This is a genomic window from Rivihabitans pingtungensis (assembly GCF_003201855.1).
Taxonomy (GTDB): domain Bacteria; phylum Pseudomonadota; class Gammaproteobacteria; order Burkholderiales; family Aquaspirillaceae; genus Rivihabitans; species Rivihabitans pingtungensis.
Window position 1 is genome coordinate 78,951 of record NZ_QJKI01000014.1, and the last position, 7,443, is coordinate 86,393.

The 7,443-nt window shown below is 60.8% G+C and carries 7 protein-coding genes and 1 rRNA gene; all 8 read right to left on the bottom strand.

Features of this window, described 5'->3' with window-relative positions:
* Positions 1-18: 18 nt before the first annotated feature.
* Positions 19-789 carry a YdcF family protein gene (locus DFR34_RS11105; RefSeq protein WP_110391226.1) on the bottom strand — a complete coding sequence of 257 codons (771 nt, stop codon included), beginning with the start codon at positions 787-789 and terminating at the stop codon, positions 19-21.
* Positions 790-799: 10 nt separating this feature from the next.
* A complete protein-coding gene (locus DFR34_RS11110) occupies positions 800-1,510 on the bottom strand; it encodes an ABC transporter ATP-binding protein (protein WP_110391227.1) in 711 nt (236 codons plus the stop codon).
* Complete coding sequence (locus DFR34_RS11115; protein ID WP_110391228.1) at positions 1,507-2,277, bottom strand: ABC transporter ATP-binding protein; 771 nt, start codon at positions 2,275-2,277, stop codon at positions 1,507-1,509. The genes DFR34_RS11110 and DFR34_RS11115 overlap by 4 nt, the downstream gene beginning before the upstream one ends.
* Before the next feature lie 4 nt (positions 2,278-2,281).
* Positions 2,282-3,391, bottom strand: a complete 1,110-nt coding sequence (locus DFR34_RS11120) for an ABC transporter permease subunit (RefSeq protein WP_110391229.1) — start codon at positions 3,389-3,391, stop codon at positions 2,282-2,284.
* Positions 3,392-3,410: 19 nt separating this feature from the next.
* Positions 3,411-4,340: a branched-chain amino acid ABC transporter permease gene (locus DFR34_RS11125; protein WP_110391230.1), complete on the bottom strand. Its 930-nt coding sequence runs from the start codon at positions 4,338-4,340 to the stop codon at positions 3,411-3,413.
* 603 nt (positions 4,341-4,943) lie between these two features.
* On the bottom strand, positions 4,944-5,993 hold the full coding sequence (gene astA / locus DFR34_RS11130; protein WP_110391231.1) for an arginine N-succinyltransferase: 1,050 nt from the start codon (positions 5,991-5,993) through the stop codon (positions 4,944-4,946).
* Positions 5,990-7,030, bottom strand: a complete 1,041-nt coding sequence (astA, locus tag DFR34_RS11135; RefSeq protein ID WP_110391232.1) for an arginine N-succinyltransferase — start codon at positions 7,028-7,030, stop codon at positions 5,990-5,992. The genes astA (DFR34_RS11130) and astA (DFR34_RS11135) overlap by 4 nt, the downstream gene beginning before the upstream one ends.
* 321 nt (positions 7,031-7,351) lie before the next feature.
* Positions 7,352-7,443: ribosomal RNA gene (gene rrf / locus DFR34_RS17950) — 5S ribosomal RNA — on the bottom strand; the annotation flags it as partial.

Here is a 7,443-nt window from a genome sequence, read left to right on the forward strand (position 1 = left end):
CACCCGCCGCGCTTACGCTCAGAACACCCCACGCAGCGCATAAGCCAGCAGGCCCACGCCTTCGCGCAGCGCCTGGCTGCTGTGCCACAGCGCTTGCGCGCTGGGCAGCACGCTATACGGCAGACGCAGGGTGGGCCGGCTTTGGCCGGTGGGGGCGGGGATGACTTGCAAGCCGGTGGCGGCAAAACTGCGCAGCGCGCGCGGCATATGCCAGCTGTGGGTAACCAGGGCAATGCGGCGCACGCCGGCGGCGTGCAGGATCTCGGCGCTGAAACGGGCGTTTTCGGCGGTGTTCACCGAGCGGGTTTCCTGCCAGCGCACCGGCGTGGCAAAGTCCTGCGCCAGCGATAAGGCCATCAGCTCAGCCTCGGCCGGGCCGCCTTCCGGGCTGCCGCCGGAGGCCAGCAGCGGTTTGCCGGATTGGCGCGCCAGCTGGGCAGCGTGGCGCAGACGCACCAGTTGGCCGTCGCTGATGGTGTCCATGCCGCCCTGGTCGGCGGCGGCTTCACGCCGGCCGCCACCCAGCACCACGATGGCGTCCACCTGCTGCAAATCTGCGGCGCGAATCGGTGTAGCGATTTCCACCGAGTGTTGCAGCTGCGCCGCCAGCCAAGGGGTGGACAGCGCGTATAGCGTCAGCATGGTTCCGCCCACGCACAGCCGCGCCAGCCAGGGCCGGCGGCGGCGCTGCCAAGCGGCCAGCGCCAACAGCCACAGCCAGACGCCGGGCGGCAAAACAAACGCCCCGACCAGGGCGGACAGCCACAGTTCGGGGCGTTCGATCAGCACGGGCTGCGCCTTATTCGCCGAGGTAGGCTTTTTGCACAGCGTCGCTGCTCAGCAGTTCGCTGGCGGCGCCAGACATGGTGATGCGTCCGGATTCCATCACATAGCCACGGTCGGAGATTTCCAGCGCCAGCTTGGCGTTTTGTTCAACCAGCAGAATGGTCACGCCTTGCTTGGAAATCATCTGCACGATTTCGAAGATCTTTTGCACGATGATCGGCGCCAGACCCATCGACGGCTCATCCAGCAGCAGCAGCTTGGGCTTGGACAGCATGGCACGGCCCATGGCCACCATTTGCTGCTCGCCGCCGGACAGGGTGCCGGCCAGCTGGGTCATGCGCTCTTTCAGGCGCGGAAACAGCTCGTAGACGTAGTCGATTTCGCTGCGGATGGCGCTTTCGTCGTTGCGATAGTAAGCGCCCATGCGCAGGTTTTCTTCGACGGTCAGCCGGCCAAACACGCCACGGCCTTCCGGCACCATCACCAGGCCCTTGCGGACAAAGTCGAACACCGGGGTTTTGCCGGTCGGCTTGCCATCGTACTGAATGGTGCCTTCGGCCGGTTTGACCATGCCCACCAGGGTGCGCAGGGTGGTGGTTTTGCCGGCGCCGTTGGCGCCGATCAAGGTCACCAGTTCGCCTTGGTCGATGTGCAGGTCGATGCCCTTGACAGCCTGAATGCCACCGTAGGCCACTTTGAGGTTTTTGACTTCTAACAGGCTCATGCGTGTGCCGCTCCCAGGTAGGCCTCGATGACTCGGGGGTTGCTCTTGACTTCTTGCGGAACGCCTTCGGCGATTTTCTTGCCGTAGTCCAGCACGGCGATGCGGTCGCACAAGGTCATCATCAGCTTGACGTCGTGTTCGATCAGCAGCAGGGTCACGCCGCTGCTGCGGACTTTTTCCATCAGGGCTTGCAGGTCTTCGGTTTCACGCGGGTTCATGCCGGCGGCCGGTTCGTCCAACGCCAGCAGGGTCGGGTCGGTGGCCAGCGCGCGGGCGATTTCCAGGCGGCGCTGGTGGCCGTAGGACAGATTGCGGGCGCGTTCGTTGGCGACATTGCCGATGCCCACATAGTTGAGCAGCTCACGGGCGCGGTCACGGATGGCTTTTTCTTCGGCCATGGTGGCGCGGTCGCGCAGGATGGCGCCCAGGGCGCCGGCCTTGGTGCGCACATGACGGCCGACCATGACATTTTCCAGCGCGGTCATTTCGCCAAACAGGCGAATGTTCTGGAAGGTGCGGGCAATACCGGCCTTCACCACCACGTGCGGCTTCTGGCGGAACAGGTCCTGGCCATTGAAGGTGAACTTGCCTTCGTCCGGCTGATACAGCCCGGTCAACACGTTGAACAGCGTGGTCTTGCCGGCGCCATTCGGGCCGATCAGGCCGTAGATTTCGCCGCGATTGATGGTCAGGCCTACGTCGTTGAGCGCGTGCAGGCCGCCAAAGCGTTTGTGGATACCTTCGATTTTCAGCAGTGCGTCGGCCATGTCATTACCCTTTCAGTCCGTCGGCAGCCTGGGAGTCGGCGGCAGGAATGCCGTCGTCCAGCGCATCGTGGAATTCTGCCTTGCGGCGCTTGGACGGCCACAGGCCTTCCGGGCGCACCAGCATCACCACAATCAGCGCCAGGCCAAACATCAGCATGCGGGCGTTTTCCGGGTCCACGATCATGCGGCCAAAGGCTTTCATTTGCAGCGGGCCAATGATGTCGCGCAGCAGTTCCGGGGTGACGGTCAACAGCACGGCGCCCAGAATCACGCCGGAGATATTGCCCATGCCGCCCAGCACCACCATGGCCAGCACCATGATGGATTCCATCAGGCCAAAGGATTCTGGCGAGACAAAGCCCTGGAAGCTGGCGAACAGGCCGCCGGCCACGCCGCCAAAGGTGGCGCCCATGGCAAAGGCCAGCAGTTTGATATTGCGGATGTTCAGGCCCATGGCGTTGGCGGCCACGTCGTCTTCACGCAAGGCCACCCAGGCGCGGCCAATGCGGGAGTGTTGCAGGCGATGGCAGATGATCACGGTCAGCACGGCCAGCAGCAGGAACAGGTAGTAATAGATGTACACGCTGTTGTAAGTCGTGCCGAACAGCTCAACCGGCTTGCCCAGCGAGAAGCCGGCCACTTCGATCGGCTTGATCATATTGATGCCTTGCGGGCCGTTGGTGATGTTCACCGGCGCATTCAGGTTGTTCATGAAAATGCGGATGATTTCACCAAAGCCCAGGGTGACGATGGCCAGATAGTCACCGCGCAGGCGCAACACCGGCGTGCCCAGCATGATGCCGAAGAAGGCCGCCAGAATGGCGCCCAGCGGCAGAATGAACCACCACGGCATGAAGATGCTCAGGTGCGGCGAGTTCAGCAGGGCAAAGGTGTAGGCGCCCACGGCGTAGAAGGCGATATAGCCCAGGTCCAGCAGGCCAGCGAAGCCGACCACGATGTTCAGGCCCAGCGCCAGCATGATGTACAGCAATGCGAAGTCCAGGGTGCGAACCCAGGAGTTCCCCAGGGTGCTGCCGACAATAAAGGGCAGCACGGCCAGCACGATGCCCGACAGGGCAAAGGCAAGCATCCGTTTGGATTGGTTTTGCGGCATGTGTGTAGTTCTCCCCGAATCAGGCGCGTTCGGCCACGCGTTCGCCCAGCAGGCCGGACGGACGGAACACCAGCACCAGGATCAGCACGGCGAAGGCGAAAATGTCTTGATAGTGGCTGCCCAGGAAGCCGCCGGTGAGGTCGCCGATATAGCCAGCGCCCAGCGACTCGATCACCCCCAGCAGGATGCCGCCGACCACGGCGCCGCCCAGGTTGCCAATGCCGCCCAGCACAGCGGCGGTAAAGGCCTTCAGGCCAATCAGAAAGCCCATGTGCGAGTGGGCCTGGTCGTAGTTGGCGGCCACCATGACGCCGGCCACCGCGCCCAGACCGGCGCCCAGCACAAAGGTGGCGGAGATGATGGTGTTGACGTTCACGCCCATCAGGCCAGCCACTGCCGGGTTTTGGCTGGTGGCGCGCATGGCGCGGCCCAACTTGGTTTTTTCCACCATGAACAGCAGGCCGGCCATGATGGCGATGGCGGAGATCACGATGAACACTTGCAGATCAGTGATGCTGGCGCCCAGGACATTGATCGGGTCGTGCGGCAACAGCGGCGGGAAGGGAATGTAGTTGCGGCCCCAGATCAGGATGGCGACGTTCTGCAACACAATGGACAGGCCAATGGCGGTGATCAGCGGGGCCAGACGCGGCGCATTGCGCAGCGGGCGGTAAGCAATGCGCTCGATGGCGAAGCCCATCAGCATGCACACCGGGATGGCCAGCATCAAGGCCAGCAGCACCACGACCGGGCCGGGCAAAGACAAACCCATGCCGGTCAGCATGCCGATGATGGAGATGGTGACCATGGCGCCAAACATCACCACCTCGCCATGGGCAAAGTTGATCAGACCCATGATGCCATACACCATGGTATACCCCAGCGCAATCAGCGCGTAAATACTGCCGAGCACCAGCCCGTTCAGGATTTGTTGAAGAAAAATATCCACTGTGGGAAATCTCCTTGAGAGCCGCCTCAGTCGGTCTGGTGAACCGACGGCACGTTGGTTTTATTAGCACGCGCCAACAGGTTTTTGACACCGTCAGCGCGCGAGCGGTCGGATTATGTCTAGCTGATTACACGCTGTCAATCATAATCTGAGCCGCTTTACCTGCCGCCACATTGGGTTTGCCCCATTGGGAAGCCATTCTGCAATACAATGATTTTACAACAAAAAATAAAAACGATACGTATAAATACGGTAATCGTTATGTTGCAATGCAAACCGAGATGGCGTGATCTGCATTACCGGTCAGCATGACAAGCTCCTGAAAGCTTATTTAGCACTCAAATTGTGCAACGCACCTGAATTGTGCAGTGCACATTGAAAAACACCGGGTAAAACTCACTTGTCGCAAATACATTGATACAGAACGAACAGATATAAGCAGGAAAAGTGCCAGGAATGTTCGTTTTTAAACAATCAGCGCGTCAAACGCGCCAGCTTGCCAACACTTTCCACCACAAAATCAGCGAAGGCAAGCAGTTCATGCTCAAACAGCCACGCACAATTGAATGCGTGGCAAGATATTTCTCTTAATACAGGGTATTTTCAGGGTAAAATCTGGCTTAAATCCTGCGGCGGATGCAAAGGCACTGCCCGCAGCACATCGCCCTCGCGCACGCCCAGCATCTGGGCGGTGTCGTCATCCAGCGGCAGCACGCCATGCGGCGCATCCAGCAGCTTCACCGTCATGCGAAAATCGCTCAATCCGGTGCTGGCCAGCAGCCACGGTTGGGCGTGCGCCGATGGCGCAGCTTTTTCTTCGCACACCGTCCACAGCCGGCTGTGCCGCACTGCACGAATTTCGTGCAGAAAGGCCTCGACGGTCGGGCCGGCGTCAAAAATATCGACGTAGCCCTGGTAGCGGAAACCCTCTTCTTGCAGCATGGCCAGCGCCGGCTGGGTTTTTTCGTGCACCTGGCCAATCACGGCGCGCGCCTCGGCCGGCAGCAGATCGACATACACCGGATACTTGGGCATCAGCTCGGCCACCACAGACTTGTCGCCCACCCCGGTCAGATGATCGGCCTGGGCAAACTCCACGGTGAAGAAATGCCGGCCCAGGGCCTCCCAGAACGGCGAGCGGCCTTGTTCGTCGGCCACGCCGCGCATTTCGGCGATGACTTTATTGGCAAAGCGCTCAGGGTGTTGCGCCATGAACAGAAAACGACACTTGGACAACATCGCGCCCAAGTGCTCACGCCGCCAGTCCGGGTGCAGGAACAGCGCACACACTTCGGTGCTGCCGGTGTGGTCATTGGAGAGAAACAGGGTTTCTGCGCTGGAATAGATATTCAGCGACGGCGAGGCGTGGATCACCTTGCCCACCCGGTAGTTGTACCAGGGCGAATGCAGGCCCAGCGCCGACTCAATGCTGCATGTGCCGACCAATTGGCCGGTGTCGCTGCATTCCAGCACAAACAGATAGCCTTGATTGGCGCGCGGCAGCTCGTTGCGCAAGGTGCGCTGGCTGCGCTCAATGCGCTCGGCCAGCTGGGCGGGGTCGGCCTGCAATGAGGTGACGCCAATATCAGCCAGTCGGGCCAGCGCCACCAGGGCGTCCAGATCGTCCGGACGCGCCATGCGGATCAGCATCATGCTTGCTCTCCTTGCCCGACAACCGGGGTGAACGGGGTAAGGCGCACGCTGTCGCCCGGCTCACAGGCCAGCGCCTGGGCGGTATCCGGCGACACCCAGACTTCATCGCCATGCCACAGCACATCGGCCAGCACGGCGCGGAATTGGCTGGTGCGCTGGTTACAAATCAAATAGGTTTCGGTGCCGGCCGGACGGTTGTCGATGATGTGCAGCTGAGCGATGCGGCTATGCATGATCGAGCGCACCCAATGGGTTTTGGCGGTCAGCGTCGGCGCGCCGTCGATGGCGTCGATGTAATCATCCGCCTCGAAGCCTTCATCCATCAGGATGGCAAACGGGACTTCCGCATCCGGGTGAATCTGGCCCATCGCCTGCTGGGCGGCATCGGGCAGCAGCGGCACGTAAATCGGATAGGTGGGCATCAACTCGGCGATGAAGGTCTTGTTGCCCAGGGCGATGCGGCGGTCAACTTCTTCGACTTCCATCTTGAAAAACGGCTTGCCGATGGCTTCCCAGAAAGGGTAACGGCCTTCGGCGTCGGTGTGGCCCTGCATTTCGTCAAACAGGCGCTCGGAAAAGCGCTGGGGATGCGAGGCAATAAACAGCAGGCGCGCGCGCGACAGCATATCGGCGGCGGCAGAATCCAGAAACGCCGGATCCAGATAAAACCCACACAGCTGAGTGACGCCGGTCAGGTCATTGCACAGAGTGAGCGCATGAATCTTGTTGTTCACCCCCAGCGCCGCCGAGGCGTGAATCAGGGTTTCATTGCGGTAGCTGTAAAACGGCTGGGTAAACCCCGCCGAGGCAATCAGCCCGGCCGTGCCCACCACCTGGCCATCAACTTCCAGCATGAAGGTGTAGCTTTCTTCGCTTTGCCAGGCCACATCACTGTCCAGGGCGGCAATCGATTGCTGGATGCGCTCGAACAGATACTCCCGATGTGGGGTTAATCCGGTCACGCCGGCCGCACTGGCGGCAGCCATGTGTTCCAGTGCCGGTAAATCGGTTGTTCGCGCCGGTCGAACAATCATCATGCCACTCACTCCCTAGCCTGTTCGCGCAACACACGCCAGCCCAGGCCGCCGGGGGGTGGCGGTCGGGCGAATCCATGCCGTTTTGCCGGGTGCAGATGACAATGGGGCGTCTTCTGGCCGGACAACGGCTTTATCTGATTTTAATCAAATTCGACAAGCAGGCATTTCGGGTTTGCGACACAGGCGTACAGATTGCGAAGACGTGGTTTTCTCTGATTTTTTGCCAAAAATCAGCAGAAATTCGCATAAGAGATGCGTTCAGAAGTGAACGCACAAAACACAGAACCCCCTGTAGCGTTGCTACAGGGGGTTTGAATGGGAGCCTGGCGTTGACCTACTTTCACACGGGTAATCCGCACTATCATCGGCGCGAAGTGGTTTCACTGTCCTGTTCGGGATGGGAAGGAGTGGGG